Raw genomic sequence first — 26,166 nt, 5'->3', positions numbered from 1 at the left:
TACCGGTGATCCAAATTCGGAATATACACAAGTCGTTCGGCTCGCTGGAAGTGCTTAAAGGGATTGACGTGACGTTGGATAAAGGGAAAGTGCTTGTGATTATCGGTCCTTCTGGTTCGGGTAAAACAACGCTTTTACGCTGCTTGAATTTGCTGGAAGTTCCCAACCAGGGAGAAATTCAGGTAGGTGATATTGCCCTGAATTTTGCGAAAGGAACGAAGCTTCGACAAGAAAACATTTTGGCGCTGCGTAAACGGACAGGGATGGTATTTCAATCCTACAACCTCTTCCCGCATATGACTGCGATACAAAATGTGATGGAGGGGCAAGTCACGGTTCAGAAAAAAAGCAAGGTCGAGGCGCGCAAACGTGCTTTGGAGCTGCTGAAGAAGGTAGGGTTGGCTGATAAAGCGGAATCCTATCCGCATCAATTGTCGGGAGGACAGCAACAACGGGTCGGTATTGCCCGGGCAATGGCGGTCGAACCTGAGGTGCTTTTGTTCGACGAGCCGACCTCTGCTCTTGATCCCGAGTTGGTAGGTGAGGTGCTCAAGGTCATAAAGCAATTGGCTGCCGAAGGAATGACGATGGTTATTGTCACCCATGAAATGAAATTTGCCGCAGAGGTTGCGGATCATGTAATCCTGATGGATCAGGGCGTAATCATTGAGCAGGGTACGCCACATCAGATGCTGGAGCAGCCGACTAGTCCACGTGCCATCCAGTTTTTGAATCGACTGAGTGGGGAAACGGAATAAACTGAACAGAAAGACAGCTACAGCCGGGGGTTAAAAATAACGCCCAAGGCCAGTAGCTGCCTTTTATTCATCAGTAGTCCTCTTTTACTTCACTCTCATTTTTAATGTAATCAAGAAGGTAATCAATAGAATACAACAGCCTGTTAAAAATGGAGCGAACATATTCACATCAAATAAAAATCCCGCCAGAGTGGGACCTAAAATATTCCCGACACTCAAATAGGCGTTATTCATACCAGCTACATATCCCTGCTCATTGCCTGCCATCTTCGACAATTGTGTATTAAGAGCTGGACGAAGCATAGCTGTGGCAAAGAAAATAAGGGAAGTCACAAGAAAGATACTCCAAAAGTCTTTGGCGAAGAGAAATAAAATATAAGCAGCAGAGGTGAAGAGAAGCGAGCCTTTGATCAACCTTTTTTCACCAAACTGCTTGATCATTTTAGCAACAACCAATGCCTGCATACCGACACCGATCACAGCACCTGCGGTTAGAAGGATTGAAATATGTTGCGGTGAGAATTGGAAGCGATCCGTTACATATAAGCCAAGAACAGATTCAAAGTTAGCGAGTCCAAAAGTCATCACCAGGACAATGACATAGAACATCGCATATTTTGAATTTAATGATCTTGCATATTGTTTGAAAATAGATTCCCTTCGATGAGTTGTTGCCCGCGCTGCCTTCATTTGTTCTTTGGATAAGCTTTCAGGTAAACAAACGATTGAAAAAATAACTGCAATCATAGCTGCACCTGTTGCTGTATACAGCGGCACTCTCGTTCCATATCCTGCAAGAAGGCCGCCAAGTCCTGGACCAATGACAAATCCAAATGACATCGCTGCCGCTAGCAGGCTATTTCCTTTGGCACGTTCTTCGGTTGTTGTAATATCAGCTACATATGCCATCATGGGTGGAATAATCAGGGCTGCTGCCACTCCTTCCAGAAGTCTTGAGGTGTACAGCATCCACAGCTCATCCCCAATAGCAAACATAAATTTAGCTACCGCAAAAATAATAACACCTACGACGATAAAAACTTTTCTCCCATATCGATCAGACAGCTGTCCAGTCATGGGAGAGAACAAGAATTGTGTTATGCCATAGGCTGCTACTAATAAACCGATGGCCCGCCCACTGGCACCAAATTCAATGATCAGTTCCGGCAGAATAGGGGTAATCAAGCCAACGCCAACCATTACTATAAATATATTGATCATGAGAATTGCGAGTATTCTTTTCATACAAAAAAACCTCCTTATCCATTAGTTCTGGATAGGAGGCAGACATACGAACAAGAAGATACACTGCTCCCGTCAAAGAAGCAATGCTCTTATCGTTAATACCCAAAAGCCTACACTAATCCTATCCAGAAAATTCGTAAGATTACGTTTTTTCTTTGGAAATAGGATTAGTAGATCATTGGCTTAAGGTCACCCTTTCGGTACTTTATTGTTTATCATCGTAACATGAATTTCATAATGAGGCAATAAAAGGATGCCTCAGAAGAACCCAACTCGTCCTTCGGAGGCATTTTTTAGCCAGTCCTGCTTGCGGCTTTTATCAAGCTCGCCTCGCATGCCCTTAATAATCAGCTCAATATCGGCTTTTCCTTGCTCATGCCATTCCAGCGCCGTACTGACATACAGTTCTCCGAGCTGAGCCAGGGAGAAGCCATCCGTCATCGCAGCTGCCTTCTGTGTACCTGTCTCACCTGCAAAAACAAGGAAGTTACGCAGCTTGAGATACGCGAGTCGCAGCTCTTCGTCAGGCAAACTGATTTCATAAGCCCGGTCGAAGCGGCCTGCCCGGTTCATCAGACCTGGGTCGATTTTTTCTGGATAATTGGTCGTTCCGATCAGGAAGATGCCCTCCTTGGATGTAGCGCCGTCAAGCGTATTCAGGAAAAAGGAACGAACCTCCTGAGGCATGGAATCGATGTCTTCAATGACCAGCACCATCGGAGCCAGGCGAGTAGCTGCCTCGAACACCTCTTTGACCGATTCGCTGGTTGTATATTCTGTAATTTGCCAGTAAGCAGCCGGACCAGGTACACTGCTAGCAATAGATTTCACTAGGGTTGTTTTCCCGTTGCCCGGATGGCCGTATAGCAGAATCCCACGCTTGTAAGGAATGTTATAAGTCTGATAGAAAGTACGATCTGCTTCAAAAAACTGATCAAGTGATCGGAAGATATCCCGCTTGATTTCCGCTTTCAAAATCACATCATCCCGTGTAATCGCACGAGTTATCGGTTCTGCTTGCCGTGAGAGTCCCCGGCTTGTATCGGTGAAGACGGTGACACGCTTCATATTTTGCTTGCGTTCACGCCCGCGTACGCCTGCGAGGAAGCTTTGCAGCTCCTGGTCGCCTGTAGCAAATACGTAATCTTCATTGTATACGCCATTTTCACGGAAAAAGGGAACTCGTGCCAGTGCGATCCCCCACTTGGGATAGGCAAATACATTATTACGCATCGACAGATGCACACCGTATTCAGGAGTCGGTCCGTCATCGTCATACTGGATAGTGCGTTCCTCCAAACGATCGAAGACTCGTGCCACATGCTCCAGCTCAGGGCTGCCTGAACGAATATCCTCCTCTAGCAGATCCCAATATTCAATATTGGGATCATCACTGGCATACAGCTCGTATTTTACGCCATAGCGGTTATAGAGTGCTTCACTAATACCGTCGATCAGACGGGCATAAGCGGCATAACCGGTAATGCGTCCATCTGTTCGTTCGTCAAATTCATAAATAGCTGGGATGTCTATACTCAACATTATTTTGCTCCTTTCAGGGCGGCCAGCGGTCTACATTTGGCTACAACGGCTGCCAGTCCTGCCCCGGTAACACTTTCAATAATATCATCTACATTTTTGTAGGCTTGTGGAGATTCGTCGATAATGCTTTCCAGAGATGCCTGATTGACTACAATTTCGTCGTCTGTCCCCACACCCAGGGCGCCTGCAAAATCGTCTACACTAACGAGACGTTTGGTAGCAGAACGCGAGCGAATACGGCCCGCTCCATGACAAATGGAGTGAAAGTTATCCTGACCGTCCGGTAAACCTACCATAATATAAGAGGCAGTCCCCATTGAGCCGGGGATCAGGGCCGGATGCCCTGTCGCCTGATAAGGTCGCGGATTGTCAGGGTGTCCTGCTGGAAGCGCGCGCGTCGCACCCTTACGATGCACAAACACGCTGCCGTGATCCGGATGGGACTCCTCCCAAGCATAATTGTGCATCAGATCGTACAGCGTACGCAAATCGCACTTTGTACCAAAGACATCGCGGAAGGCTTCTCGCACGGAGTATGCAATCAGATGTCGGTTGACCACAGCATAATTCAGCGCTGAATACATCATATCCACATAATGTGCTGCCTCGGGATGATCGAGCGGTGCGAATACGAGTCTCGGGTCGGAGGTGCCGAGACCGAGACGGCTCATCGCTTTGGCGATGGCAGATGAACTGGACTGGCTGACTGCTCCACCCCAAGCGCGTGATCCGGAATGAATCATCACAGACACCTGACCATCAAACATCCCCCAAGCTTCAGCGATTTCTCTATTTTCTTCCGCAATTTCAATCGCCTGAATTTCGACGAAATGATTGCCTCCACCCAGCGTGCCCAGCTGCCGATGAGCCCGGTGCCAAGTACGGTCTTCGACGAGATTCAGCACTTCCTCATCAAAGGAGAACTTACTGTGTTCTACATGGGTCAGAGAGGTGGATTTCTTAGGAGTGTAGCTATCTGGAATATATTTATTAGGTAAGCCATGCAAACCCTTGCGTACAATATGCTCCAGTCGTATATCTGAATAATGTCCGCGTTGGTGGGCTTCCATCGGCAAGTATTTGTCGATTGTCTTAACCAGCTTGCGGCGCAGTTTGATTTCCTTCAAAGCATCCTTGTGCAGATTGGTCAGGTGTACGCGCATGCCGCAGCCAATATCGCTGCCAACGATGGAGGGAGATACATAGCCGTCTTCCATTCCCCATACCGCAGTTGTACCGATACAGGTTCCGACGCCTACATGTACATCCGGTGTATATCCCATATAGCGGATACCTGGAATTTGTAAATTGTTATTAGCCATCTCGAACACTTTATAATCCAGTGAGGAGAAGAGTTGCTGCGAAGCGTACACGGTCAGATCCCCTGCCGGAAGCTTCATCAGGTGGCTGTATGGTCCTTCATGAATAGATGAGTTGGTCGTAGGTTGTATATTCATAATAAATGGGTAGTTCCCTTCTTCATGTAAATTCATAACATCGTATAAAAAAATTCAAAAAAACAAAAAAGCCGCAGACTTGTCGTCTACGGCTTCGTGCACCGAAAGTGTCATTACATTCTATGATCAGTACATCATAAAAACATAAATAACCTGTTCTTTCAATAGCATACAAAAATAAAAAAGCCTGGTTCATCACGCCGTCAGACAGCGTGACATCCCCATCATGTCGCCCGAACGGGGCCGATGAGACGAAATTTCGAATATGTGATTGTATCATGCTGACTGATTGTCATTATCGTGTAAAGCTTAGTCATGTCTGTCGGCCCCCTTTTCTTAAAGTTAATTGTTATATTAATGGAAACCTGTGGAAGCTGTCAACCCTAAAGATAAAAGTATGGAAAAATGTGACTATACGCATGGTGAAGTGTGAGTAACATCATAGTTCAATTGACCCAAAACTGTTATTGTACTGAATATTCAAATATTCAGATATTGTTGGTCGTTATGAAAACAATCTGTGAGGAGGACGGCGCAGGCATGGAAGGAGATCTCCAGAAGTTTAAGGCTGACTTTTTCAAAGCATTGGCTCACCCTCTGCGCATCCGTATTTTGGAGGTGCTGAGTGAAGGGGAACGGAATGTGAACGAGCTGCAGACTGCGCTCGGTTCCGAAGGTTCTGCCGTATCACAGCAATTGGCTGTCTTACGGGCTAAAAATTTGGTGAACAGCTTCAAGGAAGGCACAACGGTCGTGTATTCACTACGTGATCCGCTCTTAACGGAGCTGCTAGCGGTGGCGCGGCAGATTTTTGACAATCATTTAGTCGAAGCAATCTCGTTGCTGGAAGGCATACGTAACGAGAAGTAATGCTACTACAGAAAAGAAGGGTTACAGGAATGAAGTGGATAGGAAGGTTCGAAGGCTATAACGCAGGGGCTTTACGAAAGGATCTAATTTCTGGAAGCATTGTAGCGATTGTGGCCATCCCGCTCGGTATGGCGTTCGCCATTGCATCGGGGGTAAAGCCGGAATATGGTCTGTACACAACCATTGTAGCGGGGATTTTGATTTCACTGCTGGGTGGGTCCAAATTTCAGATCGGAGGACCTACAGGTGCGTTTATTCCAATTTTGCTGGCTATTGTCATGCAATACGGCTATGAGAATTTACTTATAGCAGGGTTTATGGCAGGCATCATACTCATTTTAATGGGTGTTTTAAGGCTGGGGGCATTGATTAAGTTTATTCCCAAGCCCGTAACCATTGGCTTTACAGCCGGGATTGCCGTGACGATCTTCAGTGGTCAGATTGCTAACTTTCTCGGCTTGCGCGGGGTAGAGCGACATGAAACTTTTCTGCCTTCGATGGCAGAGCTCGTCCATCGACTTCCTTCACTCAATGTGTATAGCATCCTGACAGCTTGTATCTGTCTTGCCGCGCTTATTGTGGTGCCTAAAAAATGGCCCAAGATACCTGGCTCACTGGTCGGTCTACTCTTGTCAACGCTGGTGGCAGCTTTGCTTTTTCCAGGACAGGTGGCTACGATTGGCTCTGCTTATGGCGCAATTCCGGCATCTTTGCCTGAGCTGCATATTCCTGCGATGACGTGGGAATTGATCGTGAAACTGTTGCCGCCAGCACTTGTTATAGCGATGCTGGGTGCTATTGAATCGCTGCTTTCAGCTGTAGTAGCTGACGGGATGACGGGAACCCGCCATAACAGCAATCGCGAACTGGTTGGACAAGGGATTGCTAATTTGCTAACACCACTATTCGGCGGCATTCCTGCGACAGGGGCGATTGCCCGTACGGCTACCAATATCCGCAACAACGCGGTTTCTCCGATGTCAGGCATTGTGCATGGAGTTGTGGTGCTCCTCATTCTGGTGCTTTTTGCACCTTATGCATCTAATATTCCGTTGGCTAGTATGGCACCGGTGTTGATGGTAGTCGCTTGGAATATGAGTGAGCGCAAGCATTTTGCGCACATCCTCAAAACACGGACAGCGGATTCTATTGTGCTGGTCGTCACCTTTTTGCTGACGGTTTTTACGACACTGACAACGGCTGTAGAGGTAGGTCTGATTCTGGCAGTTGTATTGTTCGTCAAACGTATGAGCAGTACACTTTCAGTCGATAAGGTGCTACCTGACCCTTCTGTGAAGCATGAAAAAGTAGGCGCACATATGGTTACAGAGCAGCACGATTGTCCGCAGGTGGCTATTTACAATGTCGAAGGCCCCCTATTTTTCGGTGCAGCTTCGACGTTGGAGAACTCAGGTGTAGGGGGACAGACTGGCCACCTGCAAGGGATTTTGTTGTTGCGAATGGGAAAGGTCCCTTTTATGGATATGACGGGAGAAGCTAACTTTACCGCATTAATTCACAAGTACCGGAAGTCTGGTGGGACAGTGCTTGTGTCCGGACTCCAGCCCCAACCGCTGGAGTTACTGCGGAAAACCGGATGCTACGACATGATCGGACAAAAGAATTTTTTCGAACATACAGGAGAGGCTCTGACGGCAGCTCTTGCAATGGTGAATCAGGAGCGATGCAGGGGATGCAGGCAGATGGCTTTTCGAGAATGTAAGAGCCTGTGTCGTAGAACCCAGGAAACCAAATCTTCCTTTCCAGAAGGAGCCGTTTCGGTTCCCATACCTGTAAATAGCGGCAGATAGCATTCTTCTACATTTGCTGCTGATTGCCTAAAACCTCTTTTATTTTCGAACCAAATGCGAGTTTTCTCGGTGCATTTGGTTGCGGATTATAGAAGAGGTTTTTCACTTCTTCAAGAAAAAAAGGAATAAAATTCAAAAAAATGCTTGAATATCTGATTTTATGACACTATACTAGATTCAAAAGATACCAAATGATTCATTCTTTTGTTTTAAATTGTATTTTAATATATGCTTATCAACCTCCTCGATCACTTCTAGTATCTTACCCTACCTTTTTCTTCATTTTTTTCACTTACTTTCTTCCAGACTTGTCCACAGTTCTTAATTGAATGTCGTTCCTTGCGGTCTGCACCAAAGGTTATTCACCTTAGAATATGACCTATGGATTTCACCCCAGAATCTATATTTTTAAAGGAGGTGAGTACCAGAGGCTATTTGTGAGCTTTTGACGCTGCTATCGGAAGGTTGTCTTTGAGAATCAAAAAAACCAAGTAAAGGGAGATGAAAAGTATTGATTAAGTCGAAAAATATCAAAAAGACGCTGTCGGTCGGTTTTACCGCTATTCTTGCTTTTTCTCTGATTTCTCCGGTGTATGGAGATTCCAGCACAACCTCCTCAGCAGGAGCATCGACGATTTCCGCCAAGGTTTCAGCCAAGTTGAACCAGCAATTCAGCACCAGCGAGTATGTCACCTATCTGGTTAAATTAAAAGATCAGGTAGACACGGAGTCTGTTGCTAAGCACGCTTTTCAGAAGGCTTCCGCCGAGCAGATTTCCCCCGCTGCTGCTAAGCTATCTGTACGTACAACGGTTGTAAACTCTCTCATGGATACTGCAGAAAAAACTCAACAATCCGTGGAAGAATACTTAAAGAAGGAAGTCAATAATGGAAACGTCAAAAAATACAAGAGTTACTTTATCGTAAACGCATTTGCGGTAACCAGTACCAAAGAGGTCATGGATAATCTCGCCACCCTACCTGAGATCGACAAAATTTTGCCAGATGAAAAGCGCGAGTTGCAAAAGGTAGAAATCGATAAGGATGCCCAGCCGGTAGGGGAGCAATCAACAGCAGACCAAGCAATTACAGATCAAACTGCTGTTGACCCGGCTGTGACGGAAGAGAATGCACAAAAATCGGTCGAAGAATCCGTATATAAAGATGCAGTAACGCCAAGTCGTGTGGAGTGGAATATTTCTAAAATTAAAGCACCACAGGTGTGGGCCAAAGGTATTGACGGCAAAGGCATTGTCGTTGCCAATCTGGATACAGGTGTTGAATATACTCACCCGGCATTGAAAAGAAAATGGCGCGGTCTGAATACTTCTGGTCAAGTCGTCAATCCTGAGCTGAGCTGGTATGATGCGGTTGATGGAGCATCGCTGCCAACAGATTCCCATGGACATGGTACACATACGATGGGGACAAGCGTTGGCTCAGACAGCAACGGTACGAATCAAATCGGTGTTGCTCCAGGGGCCAAGTGGATTGCCGTACGAGTATTCAATCCAGATACCACAGATTCCATCTTACTGGATGGTGGGCAGTGGATTCTTGCACCTGTAGATAAAAACGGCAAAAAGCACCCTGAGCTTGCACCGGATGTGGTGAATAATTCTTGGGGCGGTGGACCTGGCCTGGACGAATGGTATCGCCCAGTGACCAAGGCGTGGAGAGCGGCACAAATTTTCCCTGAGTTCTCCGCAGGCAATACAACACTGTCGAATCCCGGCGGACCTGGGTCTGTGGCCAATCCAGCTAACTTGCCAGAAGCCTATGCCACAGGAGCCACGGATATCAATAACAAGCTGGCAAGCTTCTCGTTGCGTGGTCCTTCTCCTTATGGCGAAGTGAAGCCAGAAATTTCGGCTCCTGGTGTAAACATTCGTTCTTCTGTACCTGGAGGAGTTTATGAGGGAGGCTGGAACGGTACCTCTATGGCAGGTCCGCATACGGCTGGATTAGCGGCATTGCTGCTTCAGGCTAAACCATCATTAACTGTGGATCAATTGGAGGATGTTATTTCGAAAACCGCAACACCGCTGACAGACAGTCAGTATCCGACTTCACCCAACAACGGCTATGGAAATGGTCTGATCGATGCGCTTGCTGCGGTGAACTCTGTACTTAACTAAAAATAATCAGACAGGTTTAAGAAAGATCCCCGAAAATCCCTTTGGTGGCTTGTATAAGGATTGCATGCAACTGCTGACGTGTGTTGCAATCATGACGTAGCTGCTTAAAAGGGGTTTTCGTACATAAATAAACATAAAAGTCATAGAATTTCAAGAAAAATGCAAGAAAATGACTTGTATATCTGTTTTGATAACTTTATACTATTCCATAATATATGATTTTATATCAATTTTTAATATAAACTGTAATGATATAACATGTTTTTCTTCGAAGTTCTCCTGCTTTTTCTCCTTGGAATCTACTGAATTTCACCGCTTGCTATGTTGGATCGTAAACTCACCTACGAAGTATTGCCATCTATGAACAGCCAAATATTTATGGACCTCTCTATTAATCTATGAAGGAGGTGGTCGCTAACACATCGTATTGCGCAACCCGCATGTTTGATGTGCAAGGCATGAGGTCTGACTCTTGTACAGGTTATTCCAGAATCATTAAACCTAGTAAAAGGAGTGGAGAAGTAATTGATTAAACCTAGACGTTTCAAGAAACCGTTATCTATTGGACTCTCTTTGCTTATGGCCTTTTCATTTGTTCAACCCGCTTTGGCGAAAAACACCCCGGATGGCTCCAAGCTGGAGTTGAAATCAGCCTCGCACAAGGTCACGACCGCGAAGGTATCCGCGAAGCTGACCAAACAGTTTGAGGAGAACAACTATGTTACCTATTTGGTCAAATTAAAAGAACAGGTAGATACGAACAAGGTTTCCAAAAATGCTCTCCAAAAGGCTTCACTTGAGAAAATAACACCTTCCGCTGCTAAAATGGCTGTGCGCAGCCATGTGATCAGCTCTCTACGTGAAACGGCTTCCAGAACCCAATACGGGCTTGAAAGTTATTTGGATAAGGAATCGGAGAGCGGCAGAGTAAAGGAATATAAAAGCTATTTTATAGTCAATGCTTTGGCTGTCACGAGCACCAAGGAGGTGCTGGATCATATCTCGAAGCTGCCTGAGGTCGATAAAATTGTACCGAATGAAACACGTTATCTGCAAAAGGTAACGGTTGATAAGCAGCCAGAGGACACGGGCACCCAAGCGGCTGGAACAGCAGCGGCAGCAACGGCAAAGTCTGACACAGCTCAGAAAGCTGTAGAACCGGAAAAGGACGATGGCAAAACATCGGCATTGCCCGGTAATACAGGTAAGAATGCTGTGGACCCATCCACAGTGGAATGGAACATATCTCATATTAACGCACCACAAGTGTGGGAAAAAGGAATCGACGGAACCGGAATCGTGGTCGCCAACCTCGATACAGGCGTTGACTACACGCATCCAGCTCTGCATCGCAAATGGCGTGGTCTGGATGCGGCAGGCAATGTCGTGAATCCAGAATTGAGCTGGTATGATCCGCATAGTCATGCGGCGCTTCCGGTCGATCAGGAAGACGATTCCCATGGTACGCATACGATGGGCACGATGGTTGGCTCCGAGGAAAATGGAACAAACCGAGTGGGCGTTGCCCCTGGTGCGAAGTGGATTGCGGTTCGGATTTTTAATCCGGAAACGACAGATGCGATTATACTGGACGGCGGCCAATGGCTGCTTGCGCCAAAAGATGCCCAAGGTAATCTTCATCCCGAGCTTGCTCCAGATGTAGTGAACAACTCGTGGGGAGGCGGACCGGGTCTTGATGAATGGTTCCGGCCTGTAGTTCAGGCATGGCGGGATGCTCAAATCTTCCCCGAATTCTCCGCAGGGAATACCTCCCTCTCCAATCCGGGCGGACCTGGATCGGTAGCCAATCCGGCCAACTATCCGGAATCCTTTGCCACTGGGGCAACCGATATTAATGATAAACTGGGAAGCTTTTCATTGCTGGGACCCTCACCTTACGGTGAGATCAAGCCCGAGGTTTCCGCGCCAGGTGTAAATATTCGTTCCACCGTAGCCGGTGGCGGTTATAAAGGTGGATATAACGGTACTTCCATGGCGGGTCCTCATGTTGCAGGTCTTGCTGCTCTGCTGTTGCAAGCGAATCATTCTCTTACCGTGGACCAGCTGGAGGAAATTTTGGAAAACACAGCTACCCCTCGGACAGATAGCACATATCCTACTTCGCCAAACAATGGGTATGGACATGGCGTCATTAATGCACTTGATGCAGTCGGATCTGTCATGCAGGGTCTGGGCTCTGTATCTGGTAAAGTCGTAACGGGTGGCGACGATCTGGAAGCGCCTGTTCTTGAACATACACCGCCTTCAGCTGCATTTGAGGGTATTGATATACCTTTGACTGCTCATGTAACGGATGATGTCGGGGTAACAGCCGTTGAGGCTTTTGCCAAAACAGCGGGTTCGTCAAACTATGTATATATTCCGTTGGAGCGGACCTCTGGAGACAGCAAAGACGGTACATATCAAGCGTCCATTCCGACCTTTTTGGTGGATAGCAAAGGTTTGGAATATTATATTCGTGTAAATGATTTCGGTAATAATGGTTTTGAAACGGAAGTATATAAGGTGAATGTCTCCAAAGGTGTTAAACCAGGCTACACACAAGACTTTGAAAAAGACATCGCCGGTATCAATATCGGGGGTCAGGGTAGTGTTTGGAAATGGGGAACCCCGACAAGCGGCCCTAAAGGCGCGCATTCGGGTACAAAGGTCATTGCGACCAATCTCGAAGGCCAATACCAAACCAACTCCAACAGTTATTTTGTGGCCCCTCCAATCGATCTAACTGAAAGTTCCAAAGGTGCACTGGTCAGCTTCAAGCATTGGTACGATCTTGAAAACAATTCTGATTTCGGCAAAGTGTATGTAGCGACCACAAACAATCAGAATGCGTTTGAGCAGGTATTATCGTTTACTGGCACCAGCAATGGCTGGAAAACACAATATCTTGATTTGCGAGCGTTTGCGGGTCAAAAGGTATACCTCCTGTTCAACTTTACTAGTGACAATACAATCGTGAAAGATGGCTGGTATATTGACGATCTGTCCATTCAGGAACCAGACAGCGTTGCCCCTGCTGCCCCTGGCCATTTGACTGCTGAAGCAGATACTGTGGGCAATGTTACACTCGCCTGGGGTGCTTCCTCTGATGAAGATGTGAAGCAGTACAAGGTGTATCGTTCAACCCAGTCCGGCAAAAATTATACTTCCATCGGTACAACCTCTGGGCTGACCTACACGGATACGATCACTGTCGGTGGTGCGACCTATCATTATGCAGTGGCGGCCGAGGATTATAGCGGTAATGAAGGTGTCAAGTCGAACGAGGCTTCACTAAGAGTGGACGTGCCGGATACGCTGTATAGCGATCATTTTGACGGCAGCTCAGACAATGGTTGGACTCATTCCGGGACCAAGGATGAATGGGAACGCGGCATTCCTAAGGAAGTAGGACCGGAAAGCGCAGTGTCCAAACCGAATGTGTGGGCCACCGATCTCGATAGCAACTATGAGAACGGTGCTGATTTTTCACTGGTTTCTCCAAAAATTAATTTGAATGGTATACGCAACGCAACACTGACCTTTAATCACTGGTTTGAAATTGAGGGCGGCTATGATTACGGATATGTAGAAGTGTCCAAAAACAATGGCGACACGTGGAGTGAGGTGGGCAAATTCTCGCATAATACAACTGGGAAAAAGTGGACTCCTGTTTATTACAATCTGGATAGCTATACCGGCAATGAGATTCAAGTTCGCTTCCGCTTAAAATCGGATAACAGTGTGAACAAAAATGGCTGGTATATTGACGATTTCCGTGTGCTGGGTGTTCCAGCTTCGACAGTGACCAAGGATATCGTACCTGAGTCCAATATCAAGCTGGAAAAAGCGGAAGAACAATTCCCGCTGTACAAAATTACAAGCACTGAAAAGAGTGAATTCCAGGAAAAAGTGAAGCCGGCAGAAGCATCAGTGGATCGTGGACGTGTCGGTCTCGACAGTCTTCCAGCTAGTGCTACGGTTACGGTGCTGGAAACTGGACGTTCGGTGAAAACAGACCCAACCACGGGCAAATACAGCTTCACTCATGTAGCGGGTGACTATACGTTGAAGGCCGAAGCCTACGGTTACGTGCCTCAGACGAAAGCAGTCACGATTGAGAATAACAAAGTCATCAGAGCAAACTTTAGTCTCCAGGCTGTCCCTCACGGTACAATTCACGGGGTTATTACTGACAAGCAATCCGGTGAACCGATCCAAAAAGCGAAAGTATTGGTGCTCGAAGATGCACGTATTGCTCCGGTAGAGACGAATGAGGCTGGAGAATTTACGCTGGACGTACTGGAAGGAACATACACATTGTCCATCGCAGCCGAAAATTATTACAGTGACAGTGTTTCCGTGACTGCTCCTCCAAACGGCAGTGTTGAAGCGAATGTCACGTTGAAGCCTTTCATCGGTTTCCAAGGAGGCATCGCCTATGATGACGGTACAGGAGAAAATGCCAGAGCCTTTAACGCGGCAGGCAATTCATGGGCAGTGAGAATGACACCTGAGTCGGAAGTGGCACAGGTGACAGGAGCATCACTGTTGTTCTGGAACTCTGCTTTCCCGAATCCGGGAGGAACGACATTCCAATATTCTGTCTATGACGCCTCCGGTGCAGCAGGAGCACCTGGACGTCTATTGGCTGGTCCATTTGACGGAACAGCTGTACGGGATGAGACAAAATGGACGACGGTACAGCTTCCAGAGCCGGTGACGGTTCAAGGCGATTTCTATATTGTATATACACAGTCTGCGGTAGGCACACAGTCGCCGGGTCTTGCTACAGATGAAAACAGCCCCAATGCGCTTCGCAGCTGGCAAGGTGTAAGCGGCACATGGAGCCAATCCCCTGAAGAGGAAGGGAACTACATGATCCGGGCGATCGTCAGATATCCGGTCAATGCTCCAACGATTACGACTCCTACGAAGGCCACGTATACAAAGGAGGATACAATTACCGTAACAGGAACTTCTCCGGCAGAAGGAGCTGATATCCAGCTCTTTAACGGCAGAGAGCTGGCTGGCACAACGAAAGTGAAGGATCGTCAATTCAGTTTATCGGTCGATCTTCAGCCAGGTGCTAATCCACTAAGTGTTCAAGCGGCGGTATATGGCAAAGTAACCGATCGTTCCGAACCGGTGGTCGTGACGCTTGATCAGACAAAGCCTGGTCTGATCCTGACTTCGCCTGGTGAGGGAGCACGTACGAACGCGGGGGTGGTCAGTGTAACCGGTACGGTGTATGACGAGTTCCTCAGCGAATTGACGATTAACGGCGAGCCCGCTGAATTCGGAAGTGACGGCAGCTTTAATAAACGGTTGCTTATCAATGAAGGTGAAAATCAAATTACGGTAACGGCCAAAGATCTTGCCGAAAACGAAACGACTGTTACACGCTCGGTGTATGTCGATACAGCGCTGCCGAAACTTGAAAATATTAGTCCTGCTGAGGATGTACGTATCACTCCAGGACAGCCAGTACGAGTAGCTTTTGACAGTGCATCCGGTTTGGAGGCATCCTTCCATGTGGAACTGCCCTTTAACCTGTCCACTCTGGCCCGTAACGAAATTCCATTAAATGAAACTTCGTCAGGCCACTATGAAGGGACTTATTTCACTTCATCTTCTCTGAACCTGGAAGGCGGAGTCATCGTGATCCGGGTAAGGGATGCAGCGGGGAATGAAGTGGAGACGGAGGCACCGGGAAGAGTGTATGTAACCCATGGTGGAGGAGAGGGCCCTGGTCCGAATCCACCTACATCGAATGAAAAGCCAGTAGCTATTATCCAGGCGAATGACTCAGCCAAGAAGAACAAAAATGTACAATTTAACGCCAAAGCCTCCCGTGATGCAGATGGTGAGATCGTCAGCTACAGTTGGAATTTTGGCGATGGCGATACGGCGGTTGGTTCGAAAGTGAAGCATAAATTCACCACAGCCGGAACGTATACGGTGGAGCTAACAGTGACGGATAATGACGGCGCAAACGGTAAGGCAGTTCATACCATCACGATCCGTTAACAGCAAGTAAGAGTAAGAGGATAGAAGATTTTTTAGAATGCAATGCAGGCCCACAGCAAGCCACTGTTAATAGAGGCTACTGTGGGCCTTTTAAATTTGTCCAACAGTTCAGGAAGCGATACAATGAATAGTACTCTAAAAAGTGAATCGTTTCACAATAATATTTTTTTAGCAGGAGAGGATCATATGATTCATTTGGAAAAAGAAAGCGGACGTATCCGTCTTGTGCTGGATGCCTATTTTATGGGGGAAGATATCGTTGTGCTCATATCAGGCGGTGATCAGCCTCACTTGGGAACGATTACAGCAGGAGCTAGGCTTGAGCCGATTCAAACCGTGCAATTGCAAAACCACAAGGAATTTTATATTACTGAAGAAATTGCAGTTCGCTTGCGTAAAGAGTTTGCGGGTAACTTCGCCATTTGCTGTGGGACGCATTTGGATCATGCAACCAAGGACGAAATCCGAATGCTGACAGATATGGCTATACAAATGGGAAAAGAGCTCATTGAAGAACTTAAGCAAGTACGCTTGTAGCGACCTTTTTAAGTGAACTCCTGAAAGAGTAGATTGCGATAGGGATATTTACTAAAGGGATACTTAAAAAGCAATGCAAATCCATTATCCTCAATGTCTACAGATTTTAGCGCAGAGGATGGAATTAAACTACGGATCATTACCTGAACTGCACGCTGGTCTTGCCTGTTGATCGCTTTGGCTAAGGCAGAAGCAAAGCATTCATTGCGTGCCAATTCGCGATATAGCGGAAAAACGGCTTTGGCAATGGCGCGATGAACCTTGGGTTCAAATGTAAACTGTACCGTCCCGGGTGGAATCGTCGTACCGTTCGTATAATAAAGCATCGGTGGCTGAGCTAAAAAGGAAATAAAGTAGCCGATCCCATTCGTGCCTAAGCCTTGTTTGGCAGCAAATGGCGCTACCGAGCAGAGAAGGGATTTCATCCGGTCCAAATTACCCTGAACGATAGCGCGTGACCATTGGACGGCAAAAGCACGTCGGGTTGCAATAGCTTTATAAAATGGCAGCATGGCGGCGGATATTTTCCGAAGTGTCTCTGCGTGTAAACGTTGGTGACGCGAGCCCTTTCTGCGGGCTGTTCCACGATATAACATAGCTCCGTCCTCCTTGGTAGGATGCTCTTATGGAGCGCAATTTATCTGTAATAGGTACAATACTGTATGCCTGGTTATCTCAAAAAGTGCTAAGATGCTATGCTTCTTCTTTTTGATGTTCTAATTTAAAAAATTGAAATAAGTACTGTCCTGATTTGTAAGATTGTGGTACCCTAGAACTTATATATTGCTATTATAATTATTGGAGTTGAATTAAACAGATGAGTGACTTGTACAAGGAGCCTCGATCTTCCGATCCTTTCCAGGAGTCGAACGATTATAACGCCCCATTTAACCAGCCCCCAGTAGTTCCACCTACAAATAGTAAAGCTGTTGCGTCGATGGTGCTCGGGATTTTATCTGTTGTCATTCCCTATCTTGGGTTGATCATCGGAATTGTAGGTATTATTTTGTCCAGTCTTTCCCTGAAGGAAATTAATCGTCATGGTGAGCAAGGCAGAGGCATGGCTATTGCTGGACTGGTATGTAGTATTATCGGCACACTAATTTATGCACTGATTATCATTTTCTTGGTTATTGTTTTTGTTGTGGCGGCTTCTAGTGGTGACTCGGATATTTTTTCAGACATTTAATGAATTAAAGAATGCTTGAGTCAGACAAACCATTCACGATTTGCCTATTGGATGCTATGATAGAGGGAGTCCAATCAAGGAGAGTGAAGCTGTATGGCACGTACTCAAACACAAAAAGCGTTAAGCAAGGCGAAACGCGCCGGGATCTATTGCGCGGCACAGAGCCGCAAAACGAATGATCATTATGGCGAGATTTCGCAGCACACGCGAATGAAGCCGACCAAACAGGAACAATTACAAAAGGTCAAGCACAAGAAGCGACTCGTTCAGGGTGACGCTTCTTTTTTTGTCTCAAGCGAAGTCAAAAAACTTCGAGAAAGTGAATGTATAGGAGAGGATAGTATTTTCTATAACATAGGTCAAAAAGGACTTGATAATAATTATCATTCTTGTTAGAATCATAAGAAAGAAGGAACCCTGGCAGGGGCTCCTTCATGATAAAGCTATGATTTGGCTTGAAAACCAAGGTTTACTTTGCTTCAAAGGTTTTGCAGTCTGTTTCTTCGGACGTGTGAGTGTTCTCAGGTTTGTTGCTTACGATATAAATGGAGCTTGCGCTACATTTATTATCCTGAGCCCAGTACGTACATGAGTTGACTTCGCACAGTACGTCTTTTGCCATATTGTTCACCTCCTTATAGGAATGTGATGGGCTGAGCAAATATAATCACAGTCAGTCAAGGTAGGACTTGTCCAACTGTGCTTACCCTCTTGGTAAGAAGAGGGATTTTGCTATGCCTACTTGTACAATATCAAAACAATTTTAAAATTGCAATGTTTGCGTCATGTTGCAGATCCAAATAGACACAAGAGTTCCTTTTAATTAAAAAACAAAAGCTGTCTCTATGCAGAACTGAAATGTTCTTCTGCCGGAGACAGCTTTTTTATGTTTTTCTAAATGAATGGCGGTACTAAAAGACTTAGCGCACGTTAGGAATATTTACGATGGGATCAATATCAGCATCATAGTCCACACCCTCGAATTCAAAGCCAAACAGCTGGAAAAATTCGCGACGATATCCTTCAATATCTGACAATTCATAGATATTATGGGTCGTCAGTTCCTCCCATATTTTCGCAACTTCTGCCTGCACATCCTCGCGCAGTTCCCAATCATCAATGCGAATACGACCTTCTTCATCTACAGCAGTTTCTGGTGCGTACAGACGCTCGGCAAACAGGCGGTAGCTCTGTTCTATGCACCCCTCATGCAGACCTTTCTCCTTCATCACCTTATATAAAGCGGAAATATACAGAGGAACGACAGGGATGGCCGAACTGGATTGGGTAACGAGTCCTTTGGTGACTGCAACGAAGGCGCGTCCACCCGTCGTTTTCAGCTGGTTGTTTAGTTGACGTGCTGTCGCCTCCAGATGATCTTTTGCACTTCCGATACTGCCTTCTCTGTAGATGGCTTGGGTAATATCTGAACCGATATACGAAAAAGAGAAGGTAGTGGCGTTATCAGCGAGTACACCGCCTGCACGCAAAGCGTCAATCCACAATTTCCAATCCTCACCGCCCATAACCTCTACAGTCCCCTGTACTTCTTCTTCTGTAGCTGGTTCGAGCGTCACGCTGCTGACTTCACCGGTGTGGAAGTTAACGGTCTTATTCGTGTAGGCCTCACCAATAGGTTTGAGCACGGAATTAGACGTTTCGCCTGTGCGGGGATGGGTGCGGCGACCTGAAGCAACACTGTAAATCACCAGATCGACTTGTCCCAGTTCTTCGCGAATGGCTTCCACCGTTTTGGCTTTGACCTCATCCGAGAAGGCATCTCCCGTCACGCTTAAAGATTTAAGCCCAGCTTCCTGAGCGGCTTTTTCAAATGCAGCAGAATTGTACCAGCCTGCCGATGCTGTGCGTGTAGCCGTAGCATTGCTAGGACGATATACACCAATTGTATTGGCACGCGCACCGAAAGCGGCCGTAATTCGAGAAGCCAACCCATATCCGGCAGATGCCCCGATCACAAGCACATTACGAGGTCCGTGGATAGCAGGATGGGCTTGTACATAGTCAATTTGCTCCTGAACATGTTGGGCACAGCCCACCGGATGAGCAGTGGTGCAGATAAAGCCACGTGTTCTTGGTTTGATAATCATGTTATTGTAATTCCTCTCTTCTTGTAGCAATCTTCACCCTTACTATTTTAACTTTTAACAATTTTTTTTCAAACGTGGATTTCAGTAAGTATCCTTTTTACCTAAAAGTGTATCCCTGTACAGGGTGGCAAGTGCCTAAGAGTCTGCATATGATGCTGTAACGATAAACATGAGAAGGGAGAGAGCTGCTTGAAGAACAAGAGCCGCAAAACCAACAGAAACAAAAAGCCGCTCTATCGTGTAATTGACCCGGATATGAATGAATTAAGTATGATACAACGCTCAAAGCCACTGCCTGCGGAGAGGGAGACAGAAGCAAGACTTCATCAAGTTGCTTCTCCGCCTCCCCCAACTACAGAGGAGTCGGAGCTACAGACAGTTGTCGAGCCTGAAGTCGAGGCTCTGCAGGAAAAAGAGGTTGAGATCGCAGATGTAGAGGAGACTCCAGCTTTGATGGAAGAACCCCCGCTGCCAGAGTTAGAACCAGAGCTAGAACCAGAACCGGAGCCGGAGCCGGAACAAGAACCAGAGCCAGAACCTGACCCAATTGATGTGGAAGAAATTTTGAACAATAAGAAGGCTCCGCATGTAAACAATGCTTTCATCTATACAGACGATTTGAGTGATCTCGCTGTGACGGGTGAGAAGATCGCTCCTGCTTCCATAGATTCCAGCAAGCTGAAACAAGAGAGTATCCAAACGGAATCTCTAGCAGATTATGCTGTTCATACGATTAAAATAGCTGACGGTGCTGTGACTTCTTCGAAGATTGCCCCCGACTCCATCACGGTCGAGCATCTGTCTGACGCATCAGTGGCAGGCAGTAAATTGCAGGATCGCTCTATTAGTGGTGAAAAACTTCGCGATGGCAGCATCACTCCAGAAAAGCTGGCGGATAAAATTATCAGCGGCGATCATATTGCCAATGGCTCGATTGAGAGCCGTCACTTCAAGCAATGGATCGTGTCCTCAGATATGCTTCAAGATCAGTCGGTCACCTCGGATAAAATTCGCAGCGGTACAATTCAATCGAACAATTTGGCGAATGAAGCTGTTGATAGCTCCAAGCTGGGTGATCAGTCTGTGACCACCTCCAAACTGCGGGATGGGGCTGTGGATGGAGCTAAAATCCAGGCAGGCAGCATTGAGAGTGCACACCTGACCGAGCATGCCGTTCATGCCCGGCATCTAGCTCCCGGTTCGATTAATCGCAAGCAGCTATCCAACGGAATTGTAGGCAGGGAACAATTGGAGGAAGGTGCTGTCAGCGGGCGTCATCTGGAGTCTGAGGCAGTCACCAGCACTCACATTCAGGCAGGAGCGATTGAAAGAAAGCATCTCAGTCCTGGCTCCATCGGGGAAGAGCAGCTTGGAACGGGCCAAGTGACAGCACGGCATATCGCGGATCGGAGTATTCATTCCAATAAACTGGCAGATCAGTCTGTAGGCTCATTGCAAATTGTCGATCAATCCGTCACTTCATCCAAAATATCGGATCAGAGCATTCTCCCACACAAAATTGCCGATGAGGCGGTACTTACCAGACATATTGCAACAGCAGCCATACAAGGGCCTCAGATTTCTCCAGAGGCAGTCTCTTCCGTGCATCTTCAATCCGAAATTATTCGGAAGGATCATATTGCACCAGAGGCGGTTACGGAGCAACATTTGCATTCCGGGGCTGTGACAAGCGAGAAAATAGGGAAGGGTGCAGTGCTGGATCACCATGTAGCGAATCAGGCTGTCAAGGAAAATCACATTGCTTCCAGCGCGATTAAGTCTGACAAAATAGCTGACGAGGCGGTTATAGAAACTAAAATTGGCACAGGGGCGGTAACTGGAAATAAAATTGCGCCTCAAGCCATTACCCACGTACACATTGCAACGGGAGTGATCCGTGAAAACCACCTTGCCGACAACAGTGTGGGTGGAAAAGCGTTACAGGCGCAATCGGTTGATTCGACCCATTTGGCCCAGAGCTCTGTACAGAGCAAGCATCTTGGGGAAGACAGTGTCGGAACCGCGGCGTTGCAGGAACAGTCCGTTACCGCAGACATACTAGGCGAAGGCGCTGTTCAAACTGCGCATTTGGCCAGTGGTGCGGTATACTCCCACCATTTGCAGGATCATGCCGTTACTTCGTTGAAACTATCGCCGGAAAGTGTGGCTACGGATAAAATTAATGATTTGGCGATTACTGCGCCTAAGTTAGCTGAGGGCAGTGTCACTTCCTCCAAGCTGTCTGCTCGTTCTGTGCAGCCATGGCATATTACAGATAAAGCGGTGCTGAGCAACCATCTGGCTGTTGAGGCAGTGGAGGCGAATCATCTTGCTCCGGAATCCGTCACCTCCAACCATTTGCAGTCTGCTTCGATTCAAACCAAACATCTCGCCCCGGATAGTGTGTCCGGCCATGCTCTTCAGTCGGAAAGCGTCACTTCCGAGAAGTTGGCGGCTCGGGCTGTGCAGGCTTCCAACCTGGCGGAAAACAGCGTGGGACCCGGACATTTGGCTGCACAGGCCGTACAAACCAGACATTTGGCAGCAGGAGCAGTAGAGGACACGATATTAGCCCAGAATGCTGTGAAGTCTGAGCATCTTGCAGCAGAATCCATCCAATCCGAGCATTTGCAAAGCGGGATTATTCAGGGAGAGCATATTGCATTGCAGGCTATAGCCACTCCGGCCATACAGGATGAAGCGGTTACCTCTGCCAAACTGTCAGAGGAAAGTGTAACCTCCACTAAGCTGTCAGCCCATGCAGTGCAGTCCGGGCATATTATGGACGAAGCTGTACAAAGCAACCATTTAGCCGTGGCGGTTGTGGACTCGACACACCTGGCATCTGGAGCGGTCACTTCGGTGCACCTACAGGCCTCCTCGGTGCTTACGAGACATTTGGCCCCGGATAGTGTGTCTGGTCGTGCGCTACAAGCGGAAAGTGTAACCTCGGAAAAGCTGGCAGCCCGCTCGGTACAAGGAATGAACCTTGCGGAAGGCAGTATCGGCCCTTCACATCTATCTGTGCAGTCCGTACACACGCGGCATTTGGCAGCTGGAGCGGTACAGGATAGAGTGCTGGCAGAGGGAGCAGTGAAGTCCGTGCACATTGCCCCGGAATCGATTCAGCCACACCATCTGCACACTGAAATTATTCAGGGCGAGCATATCGCATCCCAGGCCATATCGACCGATGCTTTACAAGATGAGTCTGTGACATCTGACAAACTGGCGGATGAGGGTGTGACTGCCGCCAAGCTGTCGGCCCACTCGGTACAGTCGTGGCACATTACAGACGAAGCCGTGCAAGGAAATCATTTGGCAGAAGAGTCCATCCAGTCGAACCATCTGGCGCCGGAAAGTGTAACCTCAGCCCACTTGCAGTCTTCGTCAGTGCTCACGAGCCATCTGGCTCCGGATAGTGTGTCCGGCCGTGCGCTACAAGCGGAAAGCGTCACCTCGGATAAGTTGGCAGCCCACTCAGTTCAAGGGACGAATCTTGCGGAAGACAGCGTCGGCCCGTCACATTTGTCTGCTCAGTCGGTACACGCCCGGCACCTGGCAACTGGTGCAGTACAGGATACAACGCTGGCAAAGGGAGCAGTGAAGTCGGTTCACATTACCGCGGGGTCCATCCAGCCGCATCACCTGCACACTGGAAGCATTCAGGGCGAGCATATCGCATCCCAGGCCATATCGACCGATGCTTTGCAGGATTCATCCGTTACGTCTGATAAATTGGCGGATGAGGGTGTGACTGCCGCCAAGTTGTCGGTCAACTCGGTACAGCCGTGGCACATTACAGATGAAGCTGTGCAAGGAAATCATTTGGCGACAGAAGCCATCCAGTCAAGCCATCTGGCCTCGGAATCCGTTACCTCTCGCCATTTGCAGGCCTCCTCAGTGCTTACGAGCCATTTGGCGCCAGATAGTGTATCCGGTCGTGCACTACAGGCGGAAAGCGTCACCTCGGAAAAGCTGGCAGCGCGCTCGGTACAAGGGACGAATCTTGCGGAAGGCAGCATCGGCCCGTCACATCTGTCGGCACAGTCCGTACACAGCCGGCATTTGGTAGCTGGAGCGGTACAGGATAGAGCGTTGGCAGAGGGAGCAGTGAAATCCGTGCATATCGCTCCCGAATCGATTCAGTCGCACCATCTGCACACTGGAACCATCCAGGGCGAGCATCTGGCATCCCAGTCGATATCGACTGATGTATTACAGGATGAGTCCGTTACGTCTGATAAATTGGCGGATGAGGGTGTGACTGCCGCCAAGCTATCGGCTCACTCAGTACAGCCATGGCACATTACAGATGAAGCTGTGCAAGCTAATCATTTGGCAGAAGAGGCCGTTCAGTCGAGCCATCTGGCGCCGGAATCTGTCACCTCAGCTCACTTACAACCTTCGGTGATACTTGCGAGCCATTTGGCACCAGAAAGTGTATCTGGTCTTGCGCTACAAGCGGAAAGCGTCACTTCGGAAAAGCTGGCAGCACACTCGGTGCATGGGACGAATCTTGCGGAAGATAGCGTCGGTCCTTCGCATTTGTCCGCACAGTCGGTACACACTCAGCATTTGGCAGTTGGCGCAGTGCAGGATACAGCGCTAGCAGTGGGGGCAGTGAAGTCGGTACACATTGCCACGGAATCCATCCAGCCGCATCATCTGCAAACCGGAACCATTCAGAGCGAGCATCTGGCATCCCAGGCTATATCGACCGATGCATTACAGAATGAGTCCGTTACGTCCGATAAATTGGCAGATGAGGTCGTGACTGCTGCTAAAATATCTCCACATTCCGTACAGCCATGGCATATTACGGACGAAGCCGTGCAAGCCAATCATTTGGCAGAAGAGACCATCCAGTCGAGCCATCTGGCACCAGAGTCCGTCAGTTCAGCCCACTTGCAGTCTTCGGCGGTACTTGCGAACCATCTGGCCCCTGATAGTGTGTCTAGTCGTGCGCTACAAGCGGAAAGCGTCACCGCGGAGAAGTTGGCAGCGCACTCGGTGCAAGGAACGAATCTTGCGGAAGGCAGCGTCGGCCCGTCACATCTGTCTGCACATTCGGTACACACCCAGCATCTGGCAGACGGTGCAGTACGGGATACAGCGCTGGCAGAGGGGGCAGTGAAGTCGGTACACATTGCCATGGAATCCATCCAGCCGCATCATCTGCAAACCGGAACCATTCAGAGCGAGCATCTGGCATCCCAGGCTATATCGACCGATGCATTACAGGATGAGTCCGTTACGTCCGATAAATTGGCAGATGAGGTCGTGACTGCTGCTAAAATATCTCCACATTCCGTACAGCCGTGGCACATTACGGATGAAGCCGTGCAAGCCCATCATTTGGCAGAAGAGACCATCCAGTCGAGCCATCTGGCGCCGGAATCCGTCACCTCAGCCCACTTGCAGCCTTCGGCAGTGACGATCCAGCATATTGCGCCAGGGAGTGTATCTGTTCACGCGCTACAGGCAGGCAGCGTGAACGCTGAGAAGCTTGCGCTTCGAGCGGTGCGTGCTTCGAATCTGGCGGAAGCCAGCGTAAGCTCCGTACATTTGACAGAGCATGCCGTGCAAGCCCAGCATTTGTCCGATGGGGTGATTCAAGAGTCCGCACTGGCCGAGGGGGCTGTGCAGTCCCGCCACATTTCACCGGATTCTGTCCAATCCGAGCATTTGCAAGCAGGAGCTATTCAGTCACAGCATATCGGCTGGCAGGCGGTGTCAGAGCAAGCTATACAGGATGGAGCAGTGACATCCGGCAAACTCGCAGATGGAACGGTGGAGTCCCGCCATGTGGCTGTGGAGGCAATTGAAGGCCATCATATTGCAAAGGAAGTCATTGATTCGCACCACATAAAGCCCGGCTCGGTGACACTGGATCAATTATCCACAGATATTCATCTCTCGGGGCTTTTGCCGGAGGAAGGGATCAGTGGCGACAAACTTCAGGCAAACAGTATATCCCGCAGCCATCTGCAGGCTCAGGTCGTCGACAGTGAGGTGCTGAGCCCAGAAGCTGTAGGTCCAGATCATCTACAGGCTGCTGCGGTACAAAGTCATCATGTGGCAGAGCAGAGCATCGAAGGTCATCATCTGGCAGAAGGGTCCGTTGGCTCACGTGAGCTGGAACTGAACGCAGTGACACCGGAGCATTTGAGCATCACCCCGGTTCGTACTTGTGCGAACCAGCCTGCATTACAGCAGTTTGGCAGAGCGCCGTTTCTTTTAAAAGGAAGCGAAGGAGAGACAGAAGTAACCATTGTATTTGGGGAGCCATTTGTGAACCCGGACTACACGTTGGTAGCGATGACGAACCATCCTCTCTTTCATGCAACACTGAAATCTCAGACGACTAATGGAGCGGTGATCGTCGTAACCAAGTGGAGTGAAACCGCGCATAACTATGGTATTATTTCCTGGATTGCCATCGGTTAGCGAAGGGGATAATTACAACACTTATAGCGTGC

Annotated in this window: 15 protein-coding genes; 9 read left to right on the top strand and 6 right to left on the bottom strand. The window is 48.1% G+C overall.

The genetic code is table 11. The features are described from left to right. The first annotated feature begins 5 nt into the window (after nt 1-5). Nucleotides 6-758 (top strand): amino acid ABC transporter ATP-binding protein, encoded by a 753-nt coding sequence (locus tag ACN6NF_RS17960; RefSeq protein ID WP_474318873.1) that lies wholly within the window; start codon nt 6-8, stop codon nt 756-758. Nucleotides 759-842: 84 nt separating this feature from the next. On the opposite strand, the gene ACN6NF_RS17955 is transcribed toward ACN6NF_RS17960, so the two are convergent. From ACN6NF_RS17955 to ACN6NF_RS17945, 3 genes are all read right to left on the bottom strand, one after another. Beyond that, a complete protein-coding gene (locus ACN6NF_RS17955; protein ID WP_474318871.1) occupies nt 843-2,003 on the bottom strand; it encodes an MFS transporter in 1,161 nt (386 codons plus the stop codon). A 258-nt stretch (nt 2,004-2,261) separates the two neighbouring features. Beyond that, nucleotides 2,262-3,545, bottom strand: a complete 1,284-nt coding sequence (locus ACN6NF_RS17950) for an AAA family ATPase (protein WP_474318869.1) — start codon at nt 3,543-3,545, stop codon at nt 2,262-2,264. Next, a complete protein-coding gene (locus ACN6NF_RS17945; protein WP_474318868.1) occupies nt 3,545-5,002 on the bottom strand; it encodes an RtcB family protein in 1,458 nt (485 codons plus the stop codon). The genes ACN6NF_RS17950 and ACN6NF_RS17945 overlap by 1 nt, the downstream gene beginning before the upstream one ends. Before the next feature lie 540 nt (nt 5,003-5,542). Here ACN6NF_RS17945 and ACN6NF_RS17940 point away from each other — a divergent pair. From ACN6NF_RS17940 to lpdD, 5 genes are all read left to right on the top strand, one after another. Continuing rightward, the gene (locus ACN6NF_RS17940) at nt 5,543-5,872 is read left to right on the top strand and encodes an ArsR/SmtB family transcription factor (RefSeq protein ID WP_016818694.1); all 330 of its coding nucleotides are present in this window, start codon (nt 5,543-5,545) and stop codon (nt 5,870-5,872) included. A gap of 29 nt (nt 5,873-5,901) precedes the next feature. Further along, the gene (locus ACN6NF_RS17935; RefSeq protein ID WP_474318866.1) at nt 5,902-7,683 is read left to right on the top strand and encodes a SulP family inorganic anion transporter; all 1,782 of its coding nucleotides are present in this window, start codon (nt 5,902-5,904) and stop codon (nt 7,681-7,683) included. Between the two features lie 511 nt (nt 7,684-8,194). Beyond that, nucleotides 8,195-9,820 (top strand): S8 family serine peptidase, encoded by a 1,626-nt coding sequence (locus tag ACN6NF_RS17930; RefSeq protein ID WP_474318865.1) that lies wholly within the window; start codon nt 8,195-8,197, stop codon nt 9,818-9,820. Between the two features lie 525 nt (nt 9,821-10,345). After that, on the top strand, nt 10,346-15,850 hold the full coding sequence (locus tag ACN6NF_RS17925) for a S8 family serine peptidase (RefSeq protein ID WP_474318864.1): 5,505 nt from the start codon (nt 10,346-10,348) through the stop codon (nt 15,848-15,850). 186 nt (nt 15,851-16,036) lie between these two features. Further along, on the top strand, nt 16,037-16,387 hold the full coding sequence (lpdD, locus tag ACN6NF_RS17920; RefSeq protein WP_102998994.1) for a prenylated flavin chaperone LpdD: 351 nt from the start codon (nt 16,037-16,039) through the stop codon (nt 16,385-16,387). An 8-nt stretch (nt 16,388-16,395) separates the two neighbouring features. Here lpdD and ACN6NF_RS17915 read toward each other — a convergent pair whose 3' ends face one another. Then, a complete protein-coding gene (locus ACN6NF_RS17915) occupies nt 16,396-16,983 on the bottom strand; it encodes a hypothetical protein (protein WP_474318862.1) in 588 nt (195 codons plus the stop codon). 221 nt (nt 16,984-17,204) lie between these two features. Between ACN6NF_RS17915 and ACN6NF_RS17910 the strand changes: the two genes are divergently transcribed. Together ACN6NF_RS17910 and ACN6NF_RS17905 are read left to right on the top strand one after the other, a co-directional pair. Further along, a complete protein-coding gene (locus ACN6NF_RS17910; RefSeq protein WP_017426778.1) occupies nt 17,205-17,576 on the top strand; it encodes a DUF4190 domain-containing protein in 372 nt (123 codons plus the stop codon). A 93-nt stretch (nt 17,577-17,669) separates the two neighbouring features. Further along, nucleotides 17,670-17,972, top strand: a complete 303-nt coding sequence (locus ACN6NF_RS17905; RefSeq protein WP_474318861.1) for a hypothetical protein — start codon at nt 17,670-17,672, stop codon at nt 17,970-17,972. A 73-nt stretch (nt 17,973-18,045) separates the two neighbouring features. On the opposite strand, the gene ACN6NF_RS17900 is transcribed toward ACN6NF_RS17905, so the two are convergent. Both ACN6NF_RS17900 and fabV read right to left on the bottom strand, forming a co-directional pair. Then, nucleotides 18,046-18,198: a DUF1540 domain-containing protein gene (locus tag ACN6NF_RS17900; RefSeq protein ID WP_474318860.1), complete on the bottom strand. Its 153-nt coding sequence runs from the start codon at nt 18,196-18,198 to the stop codon at nt 18,046-18,048. 298 nt (nt 18,199-18,496) lie between these two features. Beyond that, nucleotides 18,497-19,684 carry an enoyl-ACP reductase FabV gene (gene fabV, locus ACN6NF_RS17895; protein WP_474318859.1) on the bottom strand — a complete coding sequence of 396 codons (1,188 nt, stop codon included), beginning with the start codon at nt 19,682-19,684 and terminating at the stop codon, nt 18,497-18,499. A gap of 189 nt (nt 19,685-19,873) precedes the next feature. On the opposite strand from fabV, the gene ACN6NF_RS17890 reads away from it, so the two are divergent. Then, nucleotides 19,874-26,134, top strand: coding sequence for a WIAG-tail domain (locus tag ACN6NF_RS17890; protein WP_474318858.1), 6,261 nt, complete (start codon nt 19,874-19,876; stop codon nt 26,132-26,134). Nucleotides 26,135-26,166 lie beyond the last annotated feature (32 nt).

Source organism: Paenibacillus sp. TSM33 (genome assembly GCF_056099025.1).
Note: the sequence above shows the minus strand (reverse complement) of the source record. Positions and strands in the feature narration are given on the sequence as shown.

Coding starts and splice junctions, on each gene's coding strand:
- ACN6NF_RS17955 (WP_474318871.1), bottom strand. CDS start 2,003: ATGAAAAGAATACTCGCAATTCTCATGATCAATATATTTATAGTAATG.
- ACN6NF_RS17950 (WP_474318869.1), bottom strand. CDS start 3,545: ATGTTGAGTATAGACATCCCAGCTATTTATGAATTTGACGAACGAACA.
- ACN6NF_RS17945 (WP_474318868.1), bottom strand. CDS start 5,002: ATGAATATACAACCTACGACCAACTCATCTATTCATGAAGGACCATAC.
- ACN6NF_RS17940 (WP_016818694.1), top strand. CDS start 5,543: ATGGAAGGAGATCTCCAGAAGTTTAAGGCTGACTTTTTCAAAGCATTG.
- ACN6NF_RS17935 (WP_474318866.1), top strand. CDS start 5,902: ATGAAGTGGATAGGAAGGTTCGAAGGCTATAACGCAGGGGCTTTACGA.
- lpdD (WP_102998994.1), top strand. CDS start 16,037: ATGATTCATTTGGAAAAAGAAAGCGGACGTATCCGTCTTGTGCTGGAT.
- ACN6NF_RS17915 (WP_474318862.1), bottom strand. CDS start 16,983: ATGTTATATCGTGGAACAGCCCGCAGAAAGGGCTCGCGTCACCAACGT.
- ACN6NF_RS17910 (WP_017426778.1), top strand. CDS start 17,205: ATGAGTGACTTGTACAAGGAGCCTCGATCTTCCGATCCTTTCCAGGAG.
- ACN6NF_RS17905 (WP_474318861.1), top strand. CDS start 17,670: ATGGCACGTACTCAAACACAAAAAGCGTTAAGCAAGGCGAAACGCGCC.
- ACN6NF_RS17900 (WP_474318860.1), bottom strand. CDS start 18,198: ATGGCAAAAGACGTACTGTGCGAAGTCAACTCATGTACGTACTGGGCT.
- fabV (WP_474318859.1), bottom strand. CDS start 19,684: ATGATTATCAAACCAAGAACACGTGGCTTTATCTGCACCACTGCTCAT.